This window comes from Sphingopyxis sp. NJF-3, assembly GCF_053514865.1.
Window position 1 is genome coordinate 528,815 of the sequence record NZ_CM130726.1, and the last position, 20,818, is coordinate 549,632.

Consider the following 20,818-nt stretch of genomic DNA (forward strand, 5'->3'; position numbering starts at 1 on the left):
GAACGGATAGTGAGGACCCGATATCCGGCATGACCGACGCTTCTTCCTCTCCCGCCATCCCCGCCACCATCCACCGCGGCGACTATCGCCCGCCCGAATGGCAGATTCCCGACATCGCGCTCGATTTCGCGCTGGGGATCGCGGAGACGCGCGTCACCGCGGCGCTCTCGGTCGTGCGCGGGGCCGCGGCGCCCGCGCCGCTGCTGCTGCGCGGCGACGGGCTGACCGCCGCCGAGGTGCGCGTCGACGGGGCGGTGTGGAACGACTGGCGCATGGACGGCGGCGACCTGATCGTCGACCTCGGTGACCGCGCCGCGGCCACGGTCGAGGTCGACACCGTCATCGATCCGGCGGCCAACACCCAGCTGTCGGGCCTCTACGCCTCGAACGACATGCTGTGCACCCAGTGCGAGGCCGAGGGATTCCGCCGCATTACCTTCCATCCCGACCGGCCCGACGTGCTGAGCCGCTACAAGGTACGGATGGCGGGCGACAAGGCGGCCTTCCCGATCCTGCTGTCGAACGGCAACCGGACCCGGACCGGCGAGGGTGCGGACGGCACGCACTGGGCGCTGTGGGAGGATCCGTGGCCCAAGCCTTCCTATCTCTTCGCGCTCGTCGCGGGCGACCTCGTCGTCAACCGCGACAGCTTCACGACGCTATCGGGGCGCCAGGTCGAACTCGGCATCTGGGTGCGCGCGGGCGACCTCGACCGCACCCATCATGCGATGACGGCGCTGAAGCACAGCATGAAGTGGGACGAGGATGTCTATGGCCGCGAATATGACCTCGACCTGTTCAACATCGTCGCGGTCAGCGATTTCAACATGGGGGCGATGGAGAACAAGGGGCTGAATATCTTCAACACCCGCTATATTCTCGCCGACCCCGACACCGCGACCGACGCCGATTACGACGGGGTCGAGGGCGTCGTCGCGCACGAATATTTCCACAATTGGTCGGGCAACCGCGTCACCTGCCGCGACTGGTTCCAGCTCAGCCTGAAAGAGGGCTTCACCGTCTATCGCGACCAGAGCTTCTCGGCCGCCATGGGGTCGCCGCCGGTCAAGCGGATCGAGGACGTCCGCCTGCTCCGCGCCGCGCAATTCCCCGAGGATGCGGGGCCGCTCGCGCACCCGATCCGGCCCGACAGCTATCAGGAGATTTCGAACTTCTACACCGCGACCGTCTATAACAAGGGCGCCGAGGTGATCCGCATGATGGCGACCTTGCTGGGGCCGGAGCGGTTTCGGGCGGGCACCGATCTCTATTTCGAGCGCCACGACGGCGAGGCCGCGACCTGCGAGGATTTCGTCCGCGCGATGGAGGAGGGCGGCGGCATCGACCTCGCCCAGTTCCGCCGCTGGTACGAGCAGGCGGGGACGCCGAAGCTGCACCTCGCGCTGGCGCAGGAGGGCGAGGAGTGGTTCCTCGACGTGACGCAGGCGGTGCCGCCGACCCCGGGGCAGGGCGACAAGGCGCCGATGATGATGCCGCTGCGCCTCGCCGCCTTCGCGATGGGCGGCAGCGGGGCGGCGCTGCCCGACACGCTGGCGACGCTGACCGGCGCGGTGCAGCGCATCCCGCTCGGCCGCTTCGCCGCGCGGCCGGCGCTGTCGGTCAACCGCGGCTTTTCGGCGCCGGTCATCGTCGATTTCGAGCGCGCGCCGGGTGAGCTCGCGTGGCTCGCGGCGCACGACGACGATCCCTTCGCGCGCTACGAGGCGCTCCAGCAGCTGATGCTCGATACATTGGTCGCGGCCGTGTCGGGCGAGGCGAAGGGCCGCGAGGCGGTGATCGGCGCGGTGGCGCAGACGCTGACCGGCGCGGTCGACGACCCGGCCTTCGTCGCCGAGGCGGTGCTGCTGCCGAGCGAAGCCTTCATCGGCGACCAGATGGTGACCGTCGACCCCGACGCGATCCGCCGCGAGCGGCTCGCGCTGCAGGCGGCGATCGGCGCGGGGCTCGAGCGCGAATGGCGGGCAATTCTGGCGCAGGCCGCGCCGCCCGCGACCGACCTCACCCCCGCCGCCAAGGGGCGCCGCCGTCTGCGCGGCGTCGCGCTCGCCTATCTCGCGGCGAGCGGGAAGGGCGATGTGCCCGGCCTTGCCTTCGCGATCTTCTCGAACGCCGATGGGATGACCGAGCGGCAGGCGGCGCTCGCGACGCTGGCGCACGGCGACAGCGACGAGCGCGCGCATGCGCTCGACATCTTCTATCAGCGCTACCGCGACAATCCGCTCGTCCTCGACAAATGGTTCCAGGTACAGGCCTGGTCGCAGCGTGCCGATACGGTGGCGGCGGTCGCCGAGCTGGCGCGGCATGGCGATTTCACGCTTGCCAACCCCAATCGCGTGCGTGCGCTCTATGGCGCCTTCGCGGGCAATCAGGCGGCGTTCCATCAGACCGACGGTGCGGGATATCGCCTGCTCGCCGACCTCGTCATTGCGCTCGATCCAAAGAATCCGCAGACCGCCGCGCGCATGATTCCGCCGCTCGGACGCTGGAAGCGCTTCGACGACGCGCGCGCCGCGATGATGAAGGCCGAGCTCGCGCGGATATTGGCGCAGCCCGGCCTCTCGCGCGACGTGACCGAGCAGGCCTCGAAGAGCCTGGCGGGGTAGGTAGGCGGCTTTGGGGCGGGGAGCTGTCGTTTGAAGGTTGATCTGATGTCCCCTCCCGCCCGCGGGAGGGGAGAAGAACGTCCACTAACGGCCGATACGCGACGGCGCGGCCGCCCCTTCAGATCGGTTCCGCCATCACCGCCTCGATCTCGTGATCGAGAACCTCGGCGCGCTGGCATTGCGCTTCGTTGCCGGCGCGGCATTTCTCGGTCGCCTTGTCGCGTTGGCGCGACAGCTTGCCCAGCTTAGCCTCGCGCTCGCGCATCGCGCGGCCGCGGTTGCGGTCGGATTCTTCCTGGCTGGTGGTCGACCAGTCGGCGACCTTGCCCACCGCCTTGACCGGCGCGGTGACGACCGATTTGACCGTGCTGACGCATCCGGTGAGCGCCAGGCAGGCGGTAGCGAGCAGGAGAGGCCTTGCGCCCATGACATATCCTTTCGGCAATCCATGCGGATGGTCCCGCGCTCTTGTAGCGCGCTTCATGTGAACCGGCCATGACTTGCTTGCCGTGATCTCTCAACATGTTAGAGTGACGCCCGCGCCGGCGGCGCACGTGACCGTCCGGCGGGAGGAGAGGGTCATATGAACAACATGCAAAAGGGCTTGGCCGAATTTATCGGCACCTTCTGGCTTGTCTTCGGCGGCTGCGGCAGCGCGGTACTGGCGGCCGGCTTTCCCGATCTCGGCATCGGCTTCCTCGGCGTCGCGCTCGCCTTCGGCCTGACGGTCGTCACCATGGCCTATGCGATCGGCCATATTTCGGGATGCCACCTCAACCCCGCGGTCACCGTCGGGCTCTGGGCGGGCGGGCGTTTCGACGCGCGCGACATTCCGCTCTATGTCGTGGCGCAGGTGCTCGGCGCGATCATCGCGGCCTTCCTGCTCTTCTATATCGCGAGCGGCAATCCAGGCTATGATCTCGCGACCAACGGCCTCGCCGCCAACGGCTTCGGCGAAGGGTCGCCCGGCGGCTACGACCTCTGGTCGGGCCTGATCATCGAGATCGTGCTCACCGCCTTCTTCCTGTGGATCATCATGGGGTCGACCGACGGCCGCGCGCCGGCGGGCTTCGCCCCGCTCGCGATCGGCCTTGCGCTGACGCTGATCCACCTGATCGCGATTCCGGTGACCAATACTTCGGTCAACCCGGCGCGCAGCACCGGTCCGGCGCTGGTCGTGGGCGGCTTGGCGCTCCACCAGCTCTGGCTCTTCTGGGTCGCCCCACTGATCGGCGGCGCGGTCGGCGGCTGGCTCTATCGCACGGTCGGCGCCGACAGCTTCCCGAAACCCAATATCGAAGGCGAATAAGGGGGATGGCGCCGGCCGGGTTCGTCCCGGCTGGCGCCATTATCATTTGAGCAGGTCGACCGCGAAGGCGCGGACGTCGTCGGCCATGTCGGGACGTTCGAGCGCGATGGCGAGATTGGCCTGGATATAGCCGGCCTTGGACCCGCAGTCGTAGCGCGCGCCGGTGAAGGTCACCGCATGGAAGGGCTGCGTCCCGATCATCGCCGCCATCGCGTCGGTCAGCTGGATTTCGCCGCCCGCCCCCTTTTCCTGCGCGGCGAGCACGCGCATCACCTCGGGCTGCAGGATATAGCGGCCCGAGATGATCAGGTTCGACGGCGCCGCCTCGACCTTCGGCTTTTCGACGAGCCCGGTGACCTCGGTGAGCGCGCCGTCGGCCTTTCCGGGGGCGATCACGCCATAGGAGGATAGCTGCTCGTGGGGCACTTCGAGCACCGAGATCAGATTGCCGCCGACGCGGGCATAGGCGTCGACCATCTGCTTCATGCAGCCGGGTCTGCCGTGCATGAACTCGTCGGGAAGGAAGATGGCGAAGGGCTCGTCGCCGACGATGTCGCGCGCGCACCAGATGGCGTGGCCGAGCCCGAGGGGCTCCTGCTGGCGGACATAGGCGCAGTTGCCGGGGCCGAGCCGCGTCGGTTCGAGCACCGACAGGTCCTTGCCGCGCTCCGACATCGTCTTCTCGAGCTCGAACGCGATGTCGAAATGATCCTCGATCGCGCTCTTGCCGCGTCCGGTGACGAAGATCATCTGCTCGATCCCCGCCTCGCGCGCCTCGTCGACCGCATATTGGATCAGCGGCCGGTCGACCACCGGCAGCATCTCCTTGGGGATCGCCTTGGTCGCGGGCAGGAAGCGCGTGCCGAGGCCGGCAACGGGAAAGACGGCTTTGCGGATCGGTCTCATGGGCCAGCGGCTTAGCCGCGAACGTCCGCCAAGGGAAGAAGCCCAAAAAGCCGATTGCGCGCGCGTCCGTTCTGCGCAAGGCAGGATGGGTGCGGGTCCTCGGGGGGATCGGCGGACAGGGGGATATATGCGCGGACCGATCTTTGCCTTTCTTGCCGCCACGGCGTTCGCCGGTTCGGGCATAGCGGGAGCGCCGCTATACGCCCAGGTGGCGCCGGCGCCCGCCGATGCGCGGATGCCCGCGGCGCGCGAGCTTGCGCAGCTCGTCAATGCGACGAGCCTGGTCGAGGAACAGCTCGACGCCCTGCTCGGCAACATGGCGCGGCAGGCCTTCGCCACCGATCCGTCGCTCTCGGCGCTGAGCCAGGAATATCCCGGCGCCGACCGCGCGTTCGTGGAGGCGATCCGGCCGATCATGGCCGAAGAGCTCGCGCGAATGATGCCGGCCTACAACGAAGCCACGGCCGGCTTCTTTGCGTCGAATTTCACGCAGGCGGAACTTGGCGAACTGCTGGCCTTCTGGCGTTCGCCCGCCGGCCAGGCGCTCGTCTCGTCGGTGTCGGGCGCCGCTGATTACAGCTCGATGACCAAGGAGGTCGTCGATCAGATTTCGACCCCGGGGGCCGATTTCACGATCAGCGAGAATGCGATCACCAAGGACAAGCAGGACGCCGCGATGGCGGGGCTCGGCCGGCTTTCGGCCTCTCACAGGGCGGCGGTGATCCGGTTCGGCCTAACCTCGACCGGCCGCAAATTGGCGCGCCTGTCGCCGCAGCGCACCGAGATCGACCGGCAATGGGCGAACCGCGAACTGTCCGCCGAAGCGATGGCGCGGATGGAAAAGGAAGTTCCCGAGGCGCTGCTTGCCTTCATGGCGGCCGAAGACCGCAAGCGCGCCGCCAAATAGGCGGCTCGTCGCGCCGCTGCGGCGCTCAGGCCGGGGTCACGATCACGACGACACGGCGATTGTCCTGCCGCCCTTCGGCGGTCGCGTTGTTCGACAGGGGATCCGCCTCGCCGCGGCCGACGACCTGGTCGGGGGTGAAGCGCATGCCGCTTGCCTGCATCGGCGCGGCGACCGCCTCGGCGCGGGCCTGCGACAGTTTCAGATTATAAGCGCTGGTGCCCGTCGAATCGCTGTGCCCCTCGACGCGCGCGGTGGTGATACCGACCGAAAGCAGATGGCGCGCGAGGGTCGCGATGCGCTCCTCCTGACCCGGCTGCAGGCGGCTTTCGTCGCTCGGAAAAAGCAGCCGTTCGTTGAGCGTCAGTTCCCAGCCCGTGTCGGTCTCGATGAATCCCTCGGATTGCAGCACCGCGATTTGCGCCGGGCTGAAGCCGGTCGGCGGTGGTGGCACGCTCTGGCAGGCCGCGAGCAGCGCGGCCACGGCGGTCAGGAAAAGAAGGCGGATCGACTGGAGGCGGTGGGTCACGGCATGTCCTTGCGTATCATGAGCGATGACGGAGCTTGTCGGCATACATGGCGGCATCGGCGGCGGTCAGCAGCGCCGCGGCGTCGCGGCCGTCGTCGGGATAGAGCGCCGCGCCGACGCTGATCGCGGTGCTATAGTCCTGGCCGCCCTGAAGCGCGACCGGTTCGGCGACGCTGGCGCGGATTCGTTCGACGAGCGCCGCGGGCAGGACCGCGGGGTCGACCGGATCGATGATGACCACGAATTCGTCGCCGCCGATCCGCGCCGCGAAATCGCCCGAGCGCAACACAGCCCGGATCTGCGTCGCCATCGCGACCAGCACCGCATCGCCCGCCGCATGGCCGAACCCGTCGTTCACCGCCTTGAAATTGTCGACGTCGATGAACAGCAGCGCAAAGCGGTGCTGCTGCCGCGCCGCCGCTTCGAGGCGGCGCTTCAACTGCTCGTCGAAGGCCGAGCGGTTGGGCATCGTCGTCAGCGGATCGTGCGCCGCGCGGTGGGCGAGCACCGCCCGCTCGTCCTCCATATGCCCCTGCCAGCCCTCCAGCTCGTCGAGCAGCGCGTTGATGTCGCCGCCCAGCCGGTCGAGCTCCGCGATGCTGAGGCTCTTCACCCGCTTGTCGAAGCGGCGGTGGAGGCGCACGTCGTGCGCGACGGTGGCGATCTCACCCAGCGGCTTGACCAGCTCATATTCGAACCGGCGCGCGAGGACGATGGTGCCGAGCGCGGTGATCAGCAGGCAGGCGAGCCCGGCGAGCAGGCCGATGCGGACATAGTCGGTCAGCGTTGTCGAATCGCCCCACACCTCGATCGTGCCGATCGCCGACCCGTTGCGGCGCACCGTCATCGCGAAGGGTTCGGGAAAGAAGATGCGGGTCAGGATCGGGGCGGGATCCTTGGTCGGCGACCGCCATTCGACGAGGGGACGCCCCCGGTCGTCGAGCACGCGAAGATGGGCGATGCCGGGAATCTTCATCAGCGGCTTCAACCCCTCGCGCGCCGCCTGTGGGTCGTTGAAGACCAGCGCGGGCTCGACGCCATAGGCGCCGAGCTGCGCCGCCAGCTCGATATTGCGGTCGGCATAGCCGCGCATCGCGGTGATCCCCGCGAGGAGGATGGTGATGCCCGACAGCGCCACCGCGAAAAGGGTGATGCCGAAATGGAAGCGCGAAAGCAGCTTTTGCAGCGTGGTGCGGCGCGGAGCCCGGTCGGTCATGATGCGCCTCCGTCGGCGCCGCCGATCTTGAGGACGCGCGGATCGACGCGGAGCGGCCCGCGGCCGATCGCGTCGAGATTGACCGAAAAGCTGAGCCCGGCCGGTTTGCGGGCGAGGCAGAACATCGCGCCGGTGCGGCAGGCCGGATCGTCGTCGGTGATCGTCAGCGTCGGCTTTCCGCGGACCCATTCGATCAGGCGCCGGCGCTCGTCGCCCGGCATCCGGCCGAGGAACAGGATGTCGCACCCGCCGCCGGTCATCGCCCCGCCCGCGGTGGTCCGGCGCACTATGACCCGGCGCTCTCCCGGAATATCGGGCGCGATCGAGCCGGTCAGGCGCGGCGCGCCGACCAGGCACATCGTGCGCGGCGCGGCGGCGCGCCCGTCGGGCCAGCGGACATAGGTGATGATTCCGCCGACCATCCGGTTCACGGCGCGCGTCATTCCGTCGCCGTCATTTTCGACAATCGTCTGGCTTGCGGCCTGAACCGACATCTGCGGCGTCGCGAACACCGCCCCGATCAGGAATAACGACGCCAACACCCTCTAGCGATCCCTACCTCGCTGCGGGGATCAAGCTGCCCCAACAAGGCCGCGTCCGCTAGTCCAAACCGCCTGAAAGTCAAGGAAAAGTGACGTCATGCGGCCAATATGCAACACTGCGGCCCGACCGCGGCCGTCAGGATGCCGCGGCCTCGTCACTGCGCAGCCGCCCGGCGAAGCCCTTGCGGAGCTTGGCGAGCTTCGGCGGAATGGTGGCGAGACAATAGGGATTGCGCTGGCCTTCGCCGTCCCAATAGGCCTGATGATAATCCTCGGCCGGATGCCAGTCCGACAGCGGCTCGATCGCGGTCACGATCGGTTCGGCGCGGTCGCCCTGCGCGCGCGCGATTCCGGCGCGTGCCGCGGCTTCCTGCGCGTCGCCGAGCGGGAAGATCGCGCTGCGATACTGGGTGCCGACGTCGTTGCCCTGGCGGTTGAGCTGTGTCGGGTCGTGCGTCGCGAAAAAGACGTCGAGCAAATCGTCATAGGAAATGACCGCCGGGTCATAGCCGATGCGGATCGCCTCGGCATGCCCGGTGTCGCCGCCGCACACCTGCTTGTAGGTCGGGTTGGCGGCGTGGCCGCCCGTATAGCCGCTTTCGACGCTCTCGACGCCCGCGAGCGACTGAAACACCGCCTCGGTGCACCAGAAGCAGCCCCCGGCGAAAATGGCGGTCTCTTTGGTCATGGCGTCGATCCTTCGCGAAAGGGGAGGGCAGGCCTCCAAGATAGGCGCGCGCGCCGCTATTCCAAGGGCGGCGGCGCCACGACCAGCGGCGGCCGTGCGCCGGCATCGGCGGCGCGCGCCGCGGTCATCGCCGCCATTTCGGCCTCGACGGCGGCGATCCGTTCCTTGCGCGGCGGATGGGTCGCGGCGCGGATCAGCGGCCGCTTGTGCCGGGTCCAGAAGCGGACCGCGGCGGCGGGGTCATAGCCCGCGTCTGCCATCAGCCACACCGACAGCCGGTCGGCCTCGAGTTCGGTCGCGCGGACGAGGCGCGCCGCGCGATTTCCGGCCGCCGCCAGCCGGGCGTGATGCCGCAGGATATTGTGCGCGAGCTCGTGCGCGATCACCGCCGCGAGTTCGGCCTCGTCCGTGACCTCGCGTGCGAGATCGAAGCGAAGGCGCACCAGTGTTCCATTTGCGGCCGCCTGCGCCCCCTTGCGCTCAATGCGGAAGGCACTGGCGCAACCTGGCGCGGCCTCCAGCCGGTAGGTGCGACCGGCGCCGTCGGTCACGGTCAGCGGCGCGGCCGGATCGAGTTCTGCGAGCGTGACGATCGTGGCGTCGATCCGGATCGTCGGCGCATCGCCGAGCGTCGGCACGGGTTCCCCGTTTATCGCCGCGATCGAGGTCCCGCGCGTCAGCCCCGCGCGATCGGCGGGCGACCCGGGCGCGACGGCGGCGATAAACGGACCGTCGCCCGTCGCGCCATAGGCTTGCTGCGCCGCGCTCCAATCGCCCGCGTCGAATCGCCGCCGGTCCTCGAGCAACCAGCCGGGCTGGGGCATGGTGTCGGGACACCAGCGCGCGCTGGCGGTGGTCAGGCGATACGAAACCTGCGCCAGCCGTGCTTCCTGCGCCGCGAATTCGACGATGTCGGACGGGCTGCGCGCGCCGGCGGGAACCGCTAGCGTGCCGACGGACAGGAAGAAGAGCGGCCACCGCATCGCGCGCCTGTTACCAGCGGGCGCCTGTCGCGGCCATGAATTTTGGCGATTATGTATTTTGCAAACCCGCTTGCGCCGGCTTTCGGTCGGTCAGCGACATCCCGGGTCTCATAACATCGTCATTCCCGCGAAAGCGGGAACCCAGCGTGGGGTTAACCGACGCACGCTCTGGGTTCCCGCTTTCGCGGGAATGACGAAGATGGGGGTGTCACCTCCCCCACCCAAAGCCGAACGACGTCGCCACCCCCGCTTCGGCCCCTTGCCTATCGTCCGGCAAGCGACGATAGGGCGGGCCATGACCCAGGTCGCCAACCCTCGCCCCGCGGCGCTCGCGCGCTGGCTGTGGGCCGTCGCATTGCTCGTGATCGCGGTGGTCGCGGTCGGGGGCATCACCCGCCTCACCGAATCGGGGCTGTCGATCACCGAATGGGATCCCGTGACCGGCGTACTGCCGCCGCTCAGCGAGGCGGCATGGCTCGCCGAGTTCGAGAAATACAAGCAGATCCCCGAATATCGCGAGATCAATCTCGGCATGTCGCTTGCGGCGTTCAAGGGCATCTTCTTCTGGGAATGGCTCCACCGCATCCTCGGCCGGCTGGTCGGCATGGCGCTGCTCGTGCCGCTCGCCTGGTACGCGCTGCGGCGCGCGGTTCCGGCGGGTTACGGCTGGCGGCTATTCGCGCTCGCGGCGCTCGTCGGGCTGCAGGGGGCGATCGGCTGGTGGATGGTCGCCTCGGGGCTCACCCAGCGCACCGACGTCAGCCATTTCCGGCTCGCGACCCATCTGCTGACCGCGCTCTTCCTGCTCGGCGGGCTCGTCTGGACCGCGCGCGATCTCGCGGTGCTGGCGCGCGACCCGGCGGCGCGTCCCGCGCGGCTGACCGGCGCGGCGGTCGCGGTGATCGCGATCCTCTTCGTCCAGCTCCTGCTCGGCGCATGGACCGCCGGGCTCAACGCCGGCTATGTCGCGAGCGACTGGCCGCTCATGAACGACCATTTCGTGCCCGAGGGCATCGACTGGTCGGGTGGCGCGTGGTCGGCGATCACCAACGATCCCTTCCTCATCCATTTCCTCCACCGCTGGTGGTCGTGGGCCGCCGCGGTGACGATGCTGCTGCTCGCACGGACGCTGTGGCGGCGCGGCGGGCGGACCGAGGCGCGGCTGCTGCTGTTGGTCGTCGCGGCGCAGATGACGCTCGGCATCCTCACCGTGGTCACCGGGGTTTCGATGTGGATCGCGGTGCTGCATCAGGTGACCGGGGCGATCCTCGTCGCGGTCGCGGCGGCATCGCTGCACCGGCTGGGGCGCCGCGCGGCATGACGCGCGCGCGGGCCCTGGCGGGCGCGCTTCTGGTGCTCGCCGCGCCCGTCTCCACGCTCGCCCAGCCTGCGACCGCGCAGACGACGGCCGGTGCGCTGGCTTTCGCGCCGCCGCTCGATCGGGCGATGACCTATCGGGTGACGACGCGCCGGTTGAGCCGCGAGGGCGGACTGATCAGTTTCTCGCTCGTCTATGCGCTGCAGTGGCACCGGCTCGGTCGCGGCTACCGGCTCGATGCGACGCTCGAGCGGATCGAATCCGACGCACGCCCCCAGTTGGTCGGCGTCCTGACCGGCATCCTCCAGCCGCTGGTCGGCGAGGCGGTGTCCTATCTCGTTTCGGCCGATGGACGGAGCGTCGAGCTCGCTGACCCCGATGGGCTTTGGGCGCGGGTGGCGGCGCGAACCGAAGCGCTGGGCGCCCGGGCTCAGCGGCCCGAAGCGCGCGCCGCGGCGACGATGCTCGCCAGTCTGCCCGCGGAAGAGCGCGAGGAAATGGCGATCGCCGACATTCGCGCGCTCGTTGGACCCGCGAACGAGACGCTGGCCCGCGGCGGTGCGGATGTCAGGGTCGCGACCCACGACGGACAGCGCCGGATCACCAGCGTCGGAGCGGGCACGGTCTCCACCGCCGGCGGCGACCGCCCGCTGCGCATCGAATCGGCGTGGACGGTCGATGCCGCCACCGGGCTGCTGGTGCACGAGCGGCAGCAGAATTGGCTCACCGACCCCGCAAGCGGCGCGCGGACGCTGGTGGAAGAGCGGGTGCGCGCGCTGGATTTCTTTTGAGGGTATCATAATACCCGTCAGCAAAGCCGCCGATCGCTTGACTTTCGGGCCGCTTATCGCCATTGGCCCGCTCCGAAGCGCCGCTTCGTCCCTTCGGGACTGGCGGCGCGGCTTTTTTCGGGCGGCGGGATCATGATCCCATCGCCCTCGTCCATCTCTTCAAGGAGCGTGCCATGAAGGCGCTGACCAAGACGACCCAGTCGGCGAATGCCGCGACGGTCGAAAAGAAATGGGTGCTGATCGACGCCGACGGCCTGGTCGTGGGCCGCGTCGCGACGATCATCGCCAACATCCTGCGCGGCAAGCACAAGCCGAGCTTTACCCCGCACGTCGATTGCGGTGACAATGTCATCGTCATCAATGCCGAAAAGGTGGCGTTCACCGGCAAGAAGATGGCCGACAAGCGCTATTACAAGCACACCGGCTACGCCGGCGGCATCAAGGAAACGAGCCCGGCGAAGGTTCTCGAAGGTCGCTTCCCCGAGCGCGTGCTCGAAAAGGCCGTCGAACGCATGATCCCGCGCGGCCCGCTCGGCCGACAGCAGATGCGCAATCTGCGCATCTTCGCCGGCACCGACCATCCGCATGAGGCGCAGAACCCCGAAGTGATCGACGTCGCGTCGATGAACCGCAAGAACAAGGTGGGTGCATAATGGCTGACGAACAGACCATGACCGATCTCAAGGATCTCGCCGGCGCCGTCGATGCCGTCGCGACTCCCGAAACTCCGGCCGCGCCGCTGCGCGAAAAGCAGGTCGACAAGCAGGGCCGCGCCTATGCGACCGGCCGCCGCAAGGATGCCGTCGCCCGCGTTTGGCTGAAGCCCGGCTCGGGCAAGATCACGATCAACGGCCGCGATCAGGAAGTCTATTTCGCGCGTCCGACGCTGCGTCTCGTCATCAACCAGCCCTTCGGCCTGACCGACCGCGTCGGCAGCTACGACATCGTCGCGACCGTCAAGGGCGGCGGCCTGTCGGGCCAGGCGGGCGCGGTGCTGCACGGCATCGCGCAGGCGCTGACCCGCTTCGAGCCCGCGCTGCGCGGCGCCGTGAAGTCGGCCGGCTTCCTGACCCGCGACAGCCGCGCGGTCGAGCGCAAGAAGTACGGCAAGGCGAAGGCCCGCCGCAGCTTCCAGTTCTCGAAGCGCTAACGACTTTTTCCGCCGACGGGTGGAAAAGAAAGGGCGGTCCGGCAACGGGCCGCCCTTTTTCTACGCAGAAACCAACTGCGAACGACGGTTTTGGGGTGGGGAGCGGACGTTGCGTCCCGATAAGCCCCTCCCCTTCAGGGGAGGGGCAACGCAGACTTGGCAGCTTGCTGCCTAGTCGTAGTGGGGTGGGGTCTATCGGCCTTGCGCAAGGCCGATAGACCCCACCCCCACCCCCTCCCCTGAAGGGGAGGGGCTTTCTCTCTGCCTATGGCCGCTATCGGTCGAAAGCCGACATGCCTTATCCGGCTACAGCAGGTCGAGGCTCCCCAGTGCGAGCGCCTGGCGCGCCGGGCGCTCGGCCATCACCGCGAACATTTCGTCGCCGCGCGCGGTGCGTTCGACACTCATCGATGCGAACACCGCCATGAAATAACCGCTGAGCGCGCCGATCCGATAGTCGTCCCACAGCCCCGCAGGATCGGGGTCGATGCCGCGCCGTCGCAGCGCCGCGCTCCACCGGTCGAACGCCGGACGATCGGCGGCGGCGCGCTCGACGGGGTCGGCGATGCTGGTGCCGATCAGATAGGCGAGGTCGCTCGCCCCGCTGCCGCGCCCCAGCGTCTGCCAGTCGACGAGCCAGCAGCGCGCGCCGTCTGGCGCGAACAGGATATTGTCGATGCGAAGGTCGCCGTGGACGATCGTCCGCGCCGCCGGCTGGCGGGTCAGATAGGCGTCCATCCGCTCGACGATCCCGGCGCCGAGGTCGAGCACGTCGGGCTCCAGCCGCTCGGCATAGCGTTCGCGAAAGCCCAGATAGAGCTGCGGAAACAGCGTGCGAATGATCTCGCCATTGTCGCGCGTGAGCCAGGGCAGCGCGTCGAGCCGCGCGTCGTTCCACAGCAGCGCATGGAGGCCCGCCGCGGCGTCGATGCACGGGCCCAGCGCGTCGAGCCCCAGCCCCGCAAGCTGGTCGCCCTGCCGCGCGGGCGCAAGGTCTCCGAGCAGGAGGATGAAATCGACCTCGTCGTCCGCGATTTCGGCATGGTGACAGAGCGGCGCGGCGACGCCGCTGCCGTCTGCCAGTTCGCGATACCAGCTCACTTCCTTGACATAGGTGCCGGTCAGCTTGGCGATATGGCGGCTCGCCGCGTCGTGGCTCGGGCATTTGGCGATGATCGTCGCGGGCGCCCCGGCATCTTCCGTCCAGTCGAGCGTCAGGCGAAAGCTGTCGCACATCTGCCCGGTGCCGACCTTCGCCGAGGTGAAGCCGCGCAAAGTCCCGGCCGGCGCTCCGAGCTTGTCCGCGAGCCACGCCGGGGTCATCGCCTCCGGCGATGTCGGAAAGCTCATCGGACGGGATCCATCAGGCCCGAAAGGCCGGTCGGAGCGTGCGGGCCGACGAACAATTGTTCGAGCACGCCGATGCCGCGGTGCCGGCTGTCGCCATCGGTGAGCTCGGCGGTGACGAGCGCCTGGATGTGCATCGCGAGCGGATTGCCCCAGCCGCGTTCGGCCTCGGAAAGACTGTCGTGCGCAACCGCAAGCTCGGCGCCATGATCGAGGCCATGACCCCAGACTGGATGGGTATAGCCGAGCCCGCTCATCGCGAAGACCGGCCCCGAGGGTTCCAGCGTCAGCGCACGGCCGCTGCCGAGGTCGGCGGTCATCCTCGCGATTCGCCGCGACCCCGCTTGCCAGTCGACGGCGAAGGTCGCGGCGTCGAAATGCCGCTCCGTTCCGCCGTCAGCAACAATCACCGCGCGGCGGTTCCAGGCCGTCCCCGCGCCGTCGTCGTTGCTGTGGAAGAAGAGCGAGCGGTCCTCGAAATTGCAGGGCGTCCACAGCCAGAAGAACTGGTTGAAATTGCCCCCCGGCGGCGGTTGCGGCTCGCTCGCGCCTACCGGGCGGATGCCCCAGCTCCGGTCGCGCGTGCCGGTCCAGCCGGCGCCTACCTCGGTGCGCTCGCCATCGACCGACAGCCAGCCCGACCAGCGGCCGTTCTGCGTCATCCGCGTATAGTCCATGAACAGCCGCGTGCCGTTGCGACGGATGAAGCGCGGTTCCTCGATCGGGAAATGGCGGCCCGTGAAGGTGAGTTCGCCGGCCAGTGGGCCGTTGCCGGCGGCAATGCGCAGCGTCACTTTTTCCAGCGGCGCGTCGATCTGGATCGCGATCGGGCCGACCGTCAGGTCGAGCCGCTCGCCCGCCGAGCGCCGGCTCGCGCGCAGATTATGCTGAACCCCGCCCACGATGACGCAGAAGCTCGCGTCGACGATGCCGAGCTGGGGATAGAAACCCATCGCTGCGGCGAAAAAGACCGATCCGTCGGGGCTGGTGCCGTTGAAGAAATAGCGATCGTAGAAATTGCGGTCGGTTCCCGCGAACGCGACCGGCTCGCTCGTCTGGTGCAGCGGGTAATCGTCGCCTTTTGTCAGCATCTTCCCTCATCCCGTTTTTTCTTGCAACCTAACGGGAAGATGCGCGGCGTCAATGCACCGGCGGATCGACCGGGGGCACGGTGCCGACCGGTGCCACGGGGTCGCCGGGTTCGCGCGGCGGCAGAGCGTCGGGCGGGATGTCGCGAATCTGCATGTCGGGCGTCGGAACCGCGGCGAGATTGCGCACGCGGACCTCGAGCGCGCCGGTCGCGGGATCGAGGCGCAGCGCGTTGAAGCTTGGCGGCGTCGACCGGATGCGCCGCGACAGGGTTCCGGCGCCGATCATGCGGATGGGGCCCGCCGCGGTCGACTGGACGAGGTCGAAGGCGTCGTGGACATGGCCGGTCAGCACCGCCGCGACGCCGCGCGCCGCGAGCTCGCGCAGCGCCCGCGCGCCGCCGCGGGTCAGCGCGCGGCCTTTCGTTCCGGCCTCGACCAGCGGATGATGCGCGGTGACGAGGATGCGGCTGCCCGGCGGCGCGCCGTCGATCGCGGCGAGCGTCCGCGCGAGCGCTTTGGGCGTCACCCGGCCCTTCGACCAGTCGAGCCGCCACTGCGCGCGCGCCGTGGTCTTGAGCGGGACGATCGTGATTCCGGGCAGGTCGAGCTCGCGTTCGAGCAGCGCCTCGATTCCGCGAATCCGCCGATAGGGGTCGAGGAAGCGCTCGACGAGGTTGAAATAGGGCAGGTCGTGGTTGCCGACCTCGACCGTCACCGGCACGTCGAGCGCGCCGATCCAGTCGCACGCCGCGGTGAATTCGCGGGGCCGCGCGCGCATCGTCAGGTCGCCGGTGATCAGCACCGCGGCCGGCCGCTCGCGCGCGACACAGTCGGCGAACCAGGCGAGCGCCGCGGGATCCTCGAGCCCGAAATGCAGGTCGCTGATGTGGAAGAGCAGGGTCATGCCGTCGCGATGAAGTCGACTGTGCTCGTGCCGAGCGCGAAGCGGGCGGGCGAAGGGGTTTCGCGAAGCTCGCCGTCATATTCGAGGCTCATCGGCGCCTCGCTTTCGAGGATGATCGTCTCGCCGGACGCGATCTCCTCGCTCGGCCCGTCGCGGAAATCGCCGCCGAGCCAGGCGAGGCCGTGGCGCAGCACGTCGGCGGTCCCCTCGGTTAGGATGCCGTCGGCGCGGACGCCCGCTTCGGTCGGGGTCAGGATGATCGCGGGATAGGCCTGGCCGTGTCCCGCGACGCGGACGCCGGGCGCGTTCAGCATCTCGTCGAGCGCGTCGGGTGCGGCGCCCGCCGCTTCGAGCAGCCCGTCCTGCCGCATCGTCTCGCGCACCTCGGCCCAGCGCGTCGCGGGCCCGGCGACGATGGTGATGAAGGCATCGCCATCCTTGCCGCGGATGACCGGTATGGTGCGCCGCCGTCCCTTGCCGCCCAGCGCGTCGGTCAGGATTCCGGGCGCCGGGCGGTCGCCGTGCAGCGCCTTCGACAAGAGGTTGAGCGTGCCGCCGGGGAGCGGCAGCAGCGCGCCGTCCCAGCCCGCCGCGCCGCTCGCCGCGGCGTTGATCGTCCCGTCGCCGGTCCAGACGAGCAGCAGGTCGATGTCCTGCGCGCGCAAGGCCGCGGCGTCCGGAATCTTGTCGTGGGGCAGAGCGAAAGTCGCGACAAGCGGCGTGCCCGCCGCGCGGCAGGCCTCGACGATGGCATCGTGGATGGCGGGATCGTGGCTGCCGCTCTGGCTGTTGCACAGGAGGGCGGGGCGCGTGAAAGGACTGGTCATGCCTGTCCTACGCCCGAAGGCGGAAAAGGTCGCGCGGGCGATGACGCAGTTCGGCTTTGGAAGGCGATGCCTACCTTCCCCGTCACCCCGGACTTGATCCGGGGTCCCGCTCAGGAACGTCGAAAAGCGGGACCCCGGATCAAGTCCGGGGTGACGGCAAGGGAATCAAGTCCCACTCTTCCAATTGCGCCCTTACTGTCGCGCGGTTCGGCGCTTGTTCGCGGGCGCGGTGCCCTGTAGGGCGCGGAGCTGGCGACGGATCACGATGTCAGGGAACGGCGGTTGATCAAATTCCTCTTCTTGGCGGCCGTGCTCCTGCTGCTGTTCGGCGGCGGCGCGAAGGCGGTCGTCGCGGGCGGCGCCCGCTCGCTCGACATGGCCGACCGGCTGCTCGGGCGCGGTGGTGCGCGGCGGGTGATGTCGGGCCAGTCCTATGGCGAGGGCCCGCGCCGCCTCCTCGACATCTGGGCGCCCGAAGCGGCGCAGGCGGGCGACCGGCTGCCGGTGATCGTCTTCTTCTACGGCGGCGGCTGGAGCAGCGGCGATCGCGAGCATTATGGCTTTGCCGGCCGCGCGCTCGCCGAAGAGGGGTTCGTCACCGTCATCCCCGATTACCGCCTGGCCCCCAAGGCGCATTGGCCCGATTTCCTCCACGACAGCGCGGCCGCGGTCGCCTGGGTGCAGGCGCATATCGGTGATTTCGGCGGCGATCCCGACCGCATCGCGCTGATGGGTCATTCGGCGGGCGCCTATAATGCCGCGATGCTCGCGCTCGATCCGCAATGGCTGCGCGGCGCGGGAAGCGACCCCGCCGCGATTCGCGGCGTCGCCGGGCTCGCCGGTCCCTATGATTTTCTGCCGATGGAAAAGGGCGGCCGCGCCGACAAGGCGATGGGCAAGGTCCGACCGGCCGAAAAGACCCAGCCGATCGCCTTCGTGCGCGCCGCCGCGCCGCCGCTGTGGCTCGCGACCGGCGACGAGGATGAAACGGTGCGGCCGCGCAACAGCCAGAATCTCGCCGCCGCGATACAGGCGGCGGGCGGCTCGGCGGACCTGCGCGTCTATCCCGGCGTCGGCCACACGGGCATCGTCATGGCGCTCGCCGCGCCTTTCCGCGCGAAGGGGCCGGTACTTGCCGAGGCGAGCGATTTCCTGCGCGGCGTCACGGGACGGCGCGTCGCTCCGCTCGCGGAGGCGGCACGATGACGATTCCCGCCATCGTCATGGCCGGCAGCCGTCCCGGCCCCGATCCGCTGCTGACCGGCAGCGGCGTTTCGACCAAGGCGCTGCTCCCGATCGCCGGACGGCCGATGCTCGCGCATGTCGCGCGCGCGCTGCGCGCTTCGCCGCTGGTCGGGCCGATCACCATCCTCGCGCAGAACAGCGCCGAGCTTGCCGCCGAACCGGCCCTCGCCGGGCTCGCCGACCTGCATTTCGCGGACTCGGGGCAGGGGATCAGCAGCTCGCTCGCCGCCGCGCTGCCCCAGGGCGATGCGCCGCTGCTGGTGACGACCGCCGACAATGTGCTGCTGACCCCTGCGATGATCGCCGAATTCTTGACCGGCGCCGAGGAAAGCGACGTCGCGGTCGCGATGGTCGAACGGGATGTGCTGCTCGCGCGCTATCCCGAATCGAAGCGCACCTGGCTCAAGTTCCGCGGCGGCTGGTGGTCGGGCGCGAACCTGTTCCGCCTGCGCGGGCGCCGCGCGCTTCCCCTGCTCGACTTCTGGGGGCAGATCGAGCGCAACCGCAAGAAAGGGCTGAAGATCGTCGCCGCCTTCGGTCCAGCGCTGCTGCTCGCGGTGGTGCTGCGGCTGATTACGATCCACCAGGGCGTCGCGCGCGCGGGGCTGCGCTTCGGATTGAAGGCGAAGGTGGTACCCATGTCGGAGGGCGAGGCGTGCATCGACGCCGACAAGCCCGCGGACGTCGAACTGATCGAGAAGATCATGGCGGGGCGGAACGCCCGCTGACCTTGCCACCACCACTTTTCCATTCTCTCCGTCATCCCGGCGAAGGCCGGGATCTCACCGGTGCGTCATGATGTGAGGTCGAGATCCCGGCCTTCGCCGGGATGACGGTTAGGTGCGGATGATCCTTTCGTTCGCCAACGCCCGGTCCACCGCCGCCGTCGCCAACGCCAGCTCCTCCTCATAGCGAATCGTCGCGTCGATATCGACGATCGGCGCCCCGTTGAATGTCAGCAGCGGCACCGTTTCAACCTTGCGCACGATCAGCGCGCGGTCGTGATCGGGCTTGCGCGCCATCACCGTGTCGACGTCGACGTGCAGGCGGATGACCAGCGTCGGAACATAGGATGCCATTTCGGCATAGAGCGCGCCTTCCTCCGCTTGAATCGCGGCGAGGCGCGGGTTGGTCGCGCGGCCGGCGAGGATCGGGCCGTCGTGGAGGCCGGGCACCTCGAGCTGCGGATAGCGGTCGGTGACCACGGTGATGCCGGCGCGGCGCTGCGCGACCAGCGCGTCGAACTTTGCCCGCCGCCGACGCGACCGGTGCAGCGCATAGCGCGCCGCGAACAGGCTGGGGATCGGTTCGCCCGGATCGCGCAGCCGGTCGGCGATGCCGTCGAGCCAGCGGTGGAGCGGCGGTCCGATGATCGGCCAGCGCCCGATCCGGCGCCCCTGCTCGCCCGACCCGAGTCCGAGATAGCCGGCCTCGGCGCGTCGCGTCTGCTGGATATGCGCGAGCAGGTCGGCCGACAGGGTCGACTTGCCCGATCCGTCGCTGCCGACGACTGCGATCAGGGGAGCGAGCTCGCCCCCCATGCGCTCAGCTCAGTTCCTTGAAGAAGCCGATCATCTTCAGTCCGCCGATGAAGAAGCGGACGACGACGAGCGCGGCAAAGGCATAGACCCAGTTCCACTGTGCCGGGGTCAGCGCGTCGAAGTTGAAATCGAGCCGCGCGAACCAGGTCAGGAAAACGGTCGTCGCGAGGAGGAACAGCTTGTTCTGTTCGCGCCAGATCATCCGTTTCCACCAGAAGGGATATTTGGGTTTCACCCAGCCGTGGAGGCGGGGGAGCAGCGCGGGAACCTCTTTCGCCCACTCGGTGTGCGCCGCGCCGAACTTTTCGCGCAGAAACTCTTCCTCATAGATCGAGATGCGCTCGTAGATCAGGATGGCGAGCAGGAAGACGATCGCGCCGAACACCCAGCTTCCCGACAGCATCGCGAGCCCGGTGAAGTTGAGGATGCGCCCGACATAGAGCGGATTGCGCACCAGGCTGTAGGGGCCGGTGGTGTTGAGTTCGCTCGCCTCGGCGGCGACCTTGGCGCGGCCCGAGGTGCCGAGCGCGGCCCAGCCGCTGGTGAAGACGCGGACGATCGCGCCCGCGCTCGCGACGCCGAGCGACAGCCAGAACCAGGCGCAGTCGCCGCTCGCGCTGCTGAACGGACCCCAATCCTGCGCTACCCATGCGATCAACACCGAGATCGCGATGGTGATGTAGATATAGGTGCCGCGAATGAAGAAGAGGCGCTTGCCGCTGCGGGCGAGTTCTTGCTGGTACATCGAGTTCCGCCTGTTGGCCGCGCGGGATCAAATCCCTGGCGGCGAAAAATCAGTCGCCCCCTCTAGCAAATTTTGCGGCCAAAATAAGACCTATCCCTCCTTCGTCACCCCGGACGTGATCCGGGGTCCATCTGCGCGCGTGGGGAATGACGAAGGAA

General features: G+C 68.8%; 22 protein-coding genes. 9 read left to right on the forward strand and 13 right to left on the reverse strand.

Features of this window, described 5'->3' with window-relative positions; all coding sequences use genetic code 11:
• Positions 1-29: 29 nt before the first annotated feature.
• A complete protein-coding gene (gene pepN, locus ACOTSS_RS02385) occupies positions 30-2,624 on the forward strand; it encodes an aminopeptidase N (protein ID WP_448689949.1) in 2,595 nt (864 codons plus the stop codon).
• Positions 2,625-2,742: 118 nt separating this feature from the next.
• Here pepN and ACOTSS_RS02390 read toward each other — a convergent pair whose 3' ends face one another.
• Positions 2,743-3,051 (reverse strand): hypothetical protein, encoded by a 309-nt coding sequence (locus ACOTSS_RS02390; protein ID WP_448689950.1) that lies wholly within the window; start codon positions 3,049-3,051, stop codon positions 2,743-2,745.
• A gap of 156 nt (positions 3,052-3,207) precedes the next feature.
• On the opposite strand from ACOTSS_RS02390, the gene aqpZ reads away from it, so the two are divergent.
• Entirely contained in the window at positions 3,208-3,933 is a 726-nt protein-coding gene (gene aqpZ / locus ACOTSS_RS02395; RefSeq protein ID WP_448689951.1) for an aquaporin Z, read from the forward strand.
• Positions 3,934-3,975: 42 nt separating this feature from the next.
• Here aqpZ and galU read toward each other — a convergent pair whose 3' ends face one another.
• Positions 3,976-4,839, reverse strand: a complete 864-nt coding sequence (gene galU, locus ACOTSS_RS02400; RefSeq protein WP_448689952.1) for a UTP--glucose-1-phosphate uridylyltransferase GalU — start codon at positions 4,837-4,839, stop codon at positions 3,976-3,978.
• Between the two features lie 127 nt (positions 4,840-4,966).
• On the opposite strand from galU, the gene ACOTSS_RS02405 reads away from it, so the two are divergent.
• Positions 4,967-5,746 carry a DUF2059 domain-containing protein gene (locus ACOTSS_RS02405; RefSeq protein ID WP_448689953.1) on the forward strand — a complete coding sequence of 260 codons (780 nt, stop codon included), beginning with the start codon at positions 4,967-4,969 and terminating at the stop codon, positions 5,744-5,746.
• A 25-nt stretch (positions 5,747-5,771) separates the two neighbouring features.
• Here the strand turns inward: ACOTSS_RS02405 and ACOTSS_RS02410 are convergent, their stop codons facing one another.
• The 5 genes from ACOTSS_RS02410 to ACOTSS_RS02430 form a co-directional block, all read right to left on the reverse strand.
• Positions 5,772-6,272 carry an OmpA family protein gene (locus ACOTSS_RS02410; protein WP_448689954.1) on the reverse strand — a complete coding sequence of 167 codons (501 nt, stop codon included), beginning with the start codon at positions 6,270-6,272 and terminating at the stop codon, positions 5,772-5,774.
• Between the two features lie 16 nt (positions 6,273-6,288).
• Entirely contained in the window at positions 6,289-7,488 is a 1,200-nt protein-coding gene (locus ACOTSS_RS02415) for a diguanylate cyclase domain-containing protein (protein WP_448689955.1), read from the reverse strand.
• Entirely contained in the window at positions 7,485-8,030 is a 546-nt protein-coding gene (locus ACOTSS_RS02420; RefSeq protein ID WP_448689956.1) for a YfiR family protein, read from the reverse strand. Before ACOTSS_RS02420 ends, ACOTSS_RS02415 begins: the two co-directional genes overlap by 4 nt.
• 136 nt (positions 8,031-8,166) lie before the next feature.
• Entirely contained in the window at positions 8,167-8,718 is a 552-nt protein-coding gene (gene msrA, locus ACOTSS_RS02425; RefSeq protein ID WP_448689957.1) for a peptide-methionine (S)-S-oxide reductase MsrA, read from the reverse strand.
• Between the two features lie 56 nt (positions 8,719-8,774).
• Complete coding sequence (locus ACOTSS_RS02430) at positions 8,775-9,701, reverse strand: M48 family metalloprotease (protein WP_448689958.1); 927 nt, start codon at positions 9,699-9,701, stop codon at positions 8,775-8,777.
• Positions 9,702-9,996: 295 nt separating this feature from the next.
• Between ACOTSS_RS02430 and ACOTSS_RS02435 the strand changes: the two genes are divergently transcribed.
• The 4 genes from ACOTSS_RS02435 (at position 9,997) to rpsI (ending at position 12,960) form a co-directional block, all read left to right on the forward strand.
• On the forward strand, positions 9,997-11,022 hold the full coding sequence (locus tag ACOTSS_RS02435; RefSeq protein WP_448689959.1) for a COX15/CtaA family protein: 1,026 nt from the start codon (positions 9,997-9,999) through the stop codon (positions 11,020-11,022).
• Positions 11,019-11,810: a hypothetical protein gene (locus ACOTSS_RS02440; RefSeq protein WP_448689960.1), complete on the forward strand. Its 792-nt coding sequence runs from the start codon at positions 11,019-11,021 to the stop codon at positions 11,808-11,810. The genes ACOTSS_RS02435 and ACOTSS_RS02440 overlap by 4 nt, the downstream gene beginning before the upstream one ends.
• Positions 11,811-11,983: 173 nt before the next feature.
• Positions 11,984-12,463, forward strand: coding sequence for a 50S ribosomal protein L13 (rplM, locus tag ACOTSS_RS02445; RefSeq protein WP_448689961.1), 480 nt, complete (start codon positions 11,984-11,986; stop codon positions 12,461-12,463).
• Positions 12,463-12,960: a 30S ribosomal protein S9 gene (gene rpsI / locus ACOTSS_RS02450; protein WP_095388545.1), complete on the forward strand. Its 498-nt coding sequence runs from the start codon at positions 12,463-12,465 to the stop codon at positions 12,958-12,960. Before rplM ends, rpsI begins: the two co-directional genes overlap by 1 nt.
• Before the next feature lie 306 nt (positions 12,961-13,266).
• Here the strand turns inward: rpsI and ACOTSS_RS02455 are convergent, their stop codons facing one another.
• From ACOTSS_RS02455 to ACOTSS_RS02470, 4 genes are read right to left on the reverse strand one after another with little or no spacing between them, the layout of a single operon-like run.
• Positions 13,267-14,310 (reverse strand): phosphotransferase, encoded by a 1,044-nt coding sequence (locus ACOTSS_RS02455; RefSeq protein WP_448689962.1) that lies wholly within the window; start codon positions 14,308-14,310, stop codon positions 13,267-13,269.
• Positions 14,307-15,398 carry a hypothetical protein gene (locus ACOTSS_RS02460; RefSeq protein ID WP_448689963.1) on the reverse strand — a complete coding sequence of 364 codons (1,092 nt, stop codon included), beginning with the start codon at positions 15,396-15,398 and terminating at the stop codon, positions 14,307-14,309. Before ACOTSS_RS02460 ends, ACOTSS_RS02455 begins: the two co-directional genes overlap by 4 nt.
• Before the next feature lie 49 nt (positions 15,399-15,447).
• Positions 15,448-16,302, reverse strand: a complete 855-nt coding sequence (locus ACOTSS_RS02465) for a metallophosphoesterase family protein (protein WP_448689964.1) — start codon at positions 16,300-16,302, stop codon at positions 15,448-15,450.
• Complete coding sequence (locus ACOTSS_RS02470) at positions 16,299-17,129, reverse strand: diacylglycerol/lipid kinase family protein (RefSeq protein WP_448689965.1); 831 nt, start codon at positions 17,127-17,129, stop codon at positions 16,299-16,301. Before ACOTSS_RS02470 ends, ACOTSS_RS02465 begins: the two co-directional genes overlap by 4 nt.
• Before the next feature lie 309 nt (positions 17,130-17,438).
• On the opposite strand from ACOTSS_RS02470, the gene ACOTSS_RS02475 reads away from it, so the two are divergent.
• Both ACOTSS_RS02475 and ACOTSS_RS02480 read left to right on the forward strand, forming a co-directional pair.
• Positions 17,439-18,335, forward strand: a complete 897-nt coding sequence (locus ACOTSS_RS02475; RefSeq protein WP_448691278.1) for an alpha/beta hydrolase — start codon at positions 17,439-17,441, stop codon at positions 18,333-18,335.
• Complete coding sequence (locus ACOTSS_RS02480; RefSeq protein WP_448689966.1) at positions 18,332-19,102, forward strand: nucleotidyltransferase family protein; 771 nt, start codon at positions 18,332-18,334, stop codon at positions 19,100-19,102. Before ACOTSS_RS02475 ends, ACOTSS_RS02480 begins: the two co-directional genes overlap by 4 nt.
• Before the next feature lie 108 nt (positions 19,103-19,210).
• Here the strand turns inward: ACOTSS_RS02480 and ACOTSS_RS02485 are convergent, their stop codons facing one another.
• Entirely contained in the window at positions 19,211-19,915 is a 705-nt protein-coding gene (locus ACOTSS_RS02485; RefSeq protein WP_448689967.1) for a nucleoside triphosphate hydrolase, read from the reverse strand.
• Between the two features lie 4 nt (positions 19,916-19,919).
• The gene (locus tag ACOTSS_RS02490; RefSeq protein WP_448689968.1) at positions 19,920-20,660 is read right to left on the reverse strand and encodes a methyltransferase family protein; all 741 of its coding nucleotides are present in this window, start codon (positions 20,658-20,660) and stop codon (positions 19,920-19,922) included.
• Positions 20,661-20,818: the final 158 nt, after the last annotated feature.

Bases quoted from the DNA above. Each gene is read 5' to 3' on its own strand.
- ACOTSS_RS02405 (WP_448689953.1), top strand. From the start codon at position 4,967: ATGCGCGGACCGATCTTTGCCTTTCTTGCCGCCACGGCGTTCGCCGGT.
- ACOTSS_RS02435 (WP_448689959.1), top strand. From the start codon at position 9,997: ATGACCCAGGTCGCCAACCCTCGCCCCGCGGCGCTCGCGCGCTGGCTG.
- ACOTSS_RS02390 (WP_448689950.1), bottom strand. From the start codon at position 3,051: ATGGGCGCAAGGCCTCTCCTGCTCGCTACCGCCTGCCTGGCGCTCACC.
- ACOTSS_RS02480 (WP_448689966.1), top strand. From the start codon at position 18,332: ATGACGATTCCCGCCATCGTCATGGCCGGCAGCCGTCCCGGCCCCGAT.
- ACOTSS_RS02430 (WP_448689958.1), bottom strand. From the start codon at position 9,701: ATGCGGTGGCCGCTCTTCTTCCTGTCCGTCGGCACGCTAGCGGTTCCC.
- ACOTSS_RS02440 (WP_448689960.1), top strand. From the start codon at position 11,019: ATGACGCGCGCGCGGGCCCTGGCGGGCGCGCTTCTGGTGCTCGCCGCG.
- aqpZ (WP_448689951.1), top strand. From the start codon at position 3,208: ATGAACAACATGCAAAAGGGCTTGGCCGAATTTATCGGCACCTTCTGG.
- ACOTSS_RS02460 (WP_448689963.1), bottom strand. From the start codon at position 15,398: ATGCTGACAAAAGGCGACGATTACCCGCTGCACCAGACGAGCGAGCCG.
- ACOTSS_RS02455 (WP_448689962.1), bottom strand. From the start codon at position 14,310: ATGAGCTTTCCGACATCGCCGGAGGCGATGACCCCGGCGTGGCTCGCG.
- pepN (WP_448689949.1), top strand. From the start codon at position 30: ATGACCGACGCTTCTTCCTCTCCCGCCATCCCCGCCACCATCCACCGC.
- ACOTSS_RS02485 (WP_448689967.1), bottom strand. From the start codon at position 19,915: ATGGGGGGCGAGCTCGCTCCCCTGATCGCAGTCGTCGGCAGCGACGGA.
- ACOTSS_RS02470 (WP_448689965.1), bottom strand. From the start codon at position 17,129: ATGACCAGTCCTTTCACGCGCCCCGCCCTCCTGTGCAACAGCCAGAGC.
- galU (WP_448689952.1), bottom strand. From the start codon at position 4,839: ATGAGACCGATCCGCAAAGCCGTCTTTCCCGTTGCCGGCCTCGGCACG.
- rpsI (WP_095388545.1), top strand. From the start codon at position 12,463: ATGGCTGACGAACAGACCATGACCGATCTCAAGGATCTCGCCGGCGCC.
- ACOTSS_RS02465 (WP_448689964.1), bottom strand. From the start codon at position 16,302: ATGACCCTGCTCTTCCACATCAGCGACCTGCATTTCGGGCTCGAGGAT.
- ACOTSS_RS02415 (WP_448689955.1), bottom strand. From the start codon at position 7,488: ATGACCGACCGGGCTCCGCGCCGCACCACGCTGCAAAAGCTGCTTTCG.
- rplM (WP_448689961.1), top strand. From the start codon at position 11,984: ATGAAGGCGCTGACCAAGACGACCCAGTCGGCGAATGCCGCGACGGTC.
- ACOTSS_RS02490 (WP_448689968.1), bottom strand. From the start codon at position 20,660: ATGTACCAGCAAGAACTCGCCCGCAGCGGCAAGCGCCTCTTCTTCATT.
- msrA (WP_448689957.1), bottom strand. From the start codon at position 8,718: ATGACCAAAGAGACCGCCATTTTCGCCGGGGGCTGCTTCTGGTGCACC.